At 32.3% G+C, this 3,664-nt stretch carries 3 protein-coding genes; 1 reads left to right on the plus strand and 2 read right to left on the minus strand.

Annotated features, from left to right (window positions below; all coding sequences use genetic code 11):
* Positions 1-459: 459 nt before the first annotated feature.
* Positions 460-933: a cytochrome c gene (locus Q4496_RS17795; protein WP_215973662.1), complete on the plus strand. Its 474-nt coding sequence runs from the start codon at positions 460-462 to the stop codon at positions 931-933.
* 92 nt (positions 934-1,025) lie between these two features.
* Here Q4496_RS17795 and Q4496_RS17800 read toward each other — a convergent pair whose 3' ends face one another.
* Together Q4496_RS17800 and Q4496_RS17805 are read right to left on the minus strand one after the other, a co-directional pair.
* Positions 1,026-1,718, minus strand: a complete 693-nt coding sequence (locus tag Q4496_RS17800) for a cytochrome b/b6 domain-containing protein (protein WP_215973661.1) — start codon at positions 1,716-1,718, stop codon at positions 1,026-1,028.
* A 301-nt stretch (positions 1,719-2,019) separates the two neighbouring features.
* The gene (locus Q4496_RS17805; protein ID WP_303610960.1) at positions 2,020-3,042 is read right to left on the minus strand and encodes a Fic family protein; all 1,023 of its coding nucleotides are present in this window, start codon (positions 3,040-3,042) and stop codon (positions 2,020-2,022) included.
* Between the last annotated feature and the right edge of the window lie 622 nt (positions 3,043-3,664).

Here is a 3,664-nt window from a genome sequence, read left to right on the forward strand (position 1 = left end):
GGAATTGGTAGACACAAGGGATTTAAAATCCCTCGCCGAAAAGCGTGCCGGTTCAAGTCCGGCTCCGGGTACCATTTTAAAAATATCTCAAATATTTTTACAGTATTTAATATCAGCAAATATAGTAAATAGTTTATTTTCCTCCGTTATTTTATAAAATCACTATTTATCTGTCATACATCTCATATTATTCAGGTAATAATTTCTTAGCAATATAGAATACAAGAATAAATAGTTAGTATTGAGTCAAACATTAGTAATTCATTACCATTCATTTCATACAAAATTCACCTTGCTATAGAGACGTTATAAAGAAATAATCAGTACTACTTAGATAACTCCTCCTTAATTTTCATCGTTCTTATTCATATTCTTTAGCCTAATTCCTTCTTATATTATAGTTAACTCCTGAGTACTTTAATGGTAAAGTTTATGCTTAATTCATAGAGAGGATAAAAAATGAAATTAGCTTCAACAAAAATCATCACAGTATGCGCACTTATTTTTGCAACTAATAGTGCTATTGCAACACCAGCAACGTCTGAAAAGCATGCTAACAAAGCTAACGAGTTACGCCATGCCGTATTCACTATGCTAGGTGCAAATATGGGTGCATTAGGCGCCATGGCTAAAGGAAAGATCCCATTTGATGCAAAGGTAGTCGAAAAAAATTCAATTCGTATTAATCAGCTTTCATTTATGATTGCTGATTACACGAGTACTGATACAAGTGCTTATAAAGTAGACACTACAGCATTGCCAGATGTGTGGACTAAGCGTGAAGCCTTTGAAAAAAGAATTAATGATTTAACAATAGCATCTGAAAAGCTTGTTAAAGCATCTACATCAGGTGATGAGTCGGCAATTAAAGCAGCTATTGGCGGTGTAGGAAAGACGTGTGGCGGATGTCACGATAACTTTAGAGAAGAATAACACTCAAGCCCGTCCTGTAAAAAATAAAAGCTAATATAGCTATACAAGGCCTGAATAACATATATGTTGTTATTCAGGCCTTTTTGTTTGTACTAATAATAAAACTCTTCTTCGACTGGTACATTCAAGACTAACAACCAATATAAGAAAACGGCAACAACTAATATTATTACTAAAGCCACAAATAATTTAGATGATTTAATACCTTTTTTATTTTCGGCACTGTCACTACTTTTATATCCTGTGATCATTGGTACAATCAAATTCGCTTTTTTTACCAGCAAATAATAAAAAGCAGCACTTATATGTAATACAGATACAATAATAATAATATCAAAAACATTATGATGAATTAATGACATAATACTCTGAATCGAACTACTTGCACTTGCATAGTAAGGTCCAGAAGTAAAAATATCATCGTTCATAAATAGCCCGCTAATCGCTTGTGATAAAACTAACGTCAACATCAATACCACCATTAACCCACCAAGAGGATTATGACCAACAGTAGTATAGTTTTTTTCTTGTCTGAAGTTTTTTAAATAGTGTAAAAGCGCTTTTTTATTGGGTATAAATTGAGTGAACTTCGCATAGCGAGTACCAAATACCCCCCATATTATGCGAAATATAATCAAGCCTAAAATAAAGTAGCCTATTTTTAAATGCCAATCTATTAAGTTTCGTTCGCCATCTGATGTATACCAAGCAGCAAAAAGTGAAATAACAAGACACCAATGAAATAGTCTAACAGGAAGATCCCAAACTAATAATTTATTTTTCATTATTTAATTTATGTTGAACAACGATAATAACATTATAAATAATGAACAACTATTGTGAAACCTCTTATTTATTAAAAGGTAAATAGACAGTTTTAGCCGTAGATCAATATATTATGATAGTGAATTTGACGCTTATAAATACACTAACACGCTGAGCGCATACTCATAATATTAAAGATAAATTAATAAAATTAATAAGGACACTCGCTTATAGTCACCATGAAACAATTGTCTAAAGTCTTTTGTTAACAAATTTGAGCGACTGTCCTGTCCCTATTCTTTTAACGGGGACAGGTGTACATTAAATTAACCGGTACTTTTGTAGCTTACTATTCGGTTTTTCAGGAATAGTCATTTCAATTAAAGCGGCGTCCATCGCTGGTTTAAGGTAGCGTTCTCTAAAGTGCTTGCGATCTTTAAGTTTCAACTTTTCTTGTAATTGCTTTCTATTTAAAGATATATCAGATTGTCTTAATACATTTATCAAGGCTTTAACTTGTGGTGTTTCTTGTGGGGTTGTGTTTTTTTCTATTGGCGCCAGTGATCGTGCAGGTTCTTTATTTAAAAATAAGCTATTGTCTATTTTTAAAATAGTACTTAAGGTATTTTCGAGAATATACTCGATAAAAACTGAAGAATCCCCCGTGTCGGTGCTTTCATTTATTGCACTATTATACTGCTGTTTAGTTGCCTCTATAAATTTTTCCACAGGAAATAATATAAATAACGGATTCCATTGCTTAAGTATTTTAGATTGCCATAAAGAGGCAATGCGACTATTACCTTCAACAAAAGGATGGATAAATTTAAGTTCGTAGTGAAATACTGAGCTTTTTATTAGCGGGTGTTCAGTCGATGTAGACAACCAGCTAAAAAGATCTTCCATCATCTGTGGAATATGCAAAGCTTGCGGGGCTACTTTCAATTTTTTGCTATTGATAGTGTTATTCGTCCGATAGTTATCAGTTGTATTTTCTTGAGACAATATAAGCGCTTTATGTGCTGTCAAAAAGTCATCGCATAAATTAATATCCCAATTATTCATCTGTTCATAGACTTCAATGGAATTATTTACTTTTTTGATTATTTCTTCAGATAAATCAATGTCGTCTTTATGATAAATTGTGTTTATCTGCGCCTTTGTCAAGGTAACATTGTCATTAAGTAGTGCGTTTTTAACCTGTTTTACCAGAGCATCTTGCTTACTTTGCAAGATATCTTTTTCGTTGTACATTATAGAGAGTTTGCCGATAGCTTCTGCAATATCTGAAATATAGTGAATGATTTTTGATGTGACTGTAAACGGAGGTTGAAATTGACTCATGAGATAATAAATTTTAAGCTTTAATTCTACCTACAAGATACGCTAATCAAGAGGGTTAGTATAATTAAAATTCTTAATTAACCTTAATTATGGATAATGTTAGAACGATTTACTCATCGAGTAAATCGTTTTTTTTGACTGAAAACGATTGAGGGTAAACACGATAGGCCACTGTATCAGGCTGATTTTGCCTGTAATCTTTCGTTGAAATTACTTAATATGAGTATAAGACTTTCGTTATCATCCAAGATAAGCTGTAGTCAAAATGTTAAATAGTGAGGCTAAACTTACCGATTTTTCGGTATTAGCACATTACCTTTATGTCCTTTTAAAATAAGGGATGTAGATGGGGGGCATTAAGATATATTTGATTGTGGTAGCTAGTTTTTTTGATAAACTGTGAGTATCTAACCCTTTTATTCGACGACCATGTTAAGCATTAAAATCGAACAATAAAAATTAAAATTAATAAGGACACTCGCTTATAGTCAGAACAAAACCAAAATTAAAAAACATAGATGAAATACCGATTTTTAGACGTGCGGAAGTTTAACCGTGATATAGGTAGGTGGTTATTATGGTTAGGGTTATTGTTAAATGGTTACGCTAGAAGTTTATCACA

It is taken from the genome of Colwellia sp. 5_MG-2023, from assembly GCF_030547795.1.
Lineage (GTDB): Bacteria > Pseudomonadota > Gammaproteobacteria > Enterobacterales > Alteromonadaceae > Colwellia.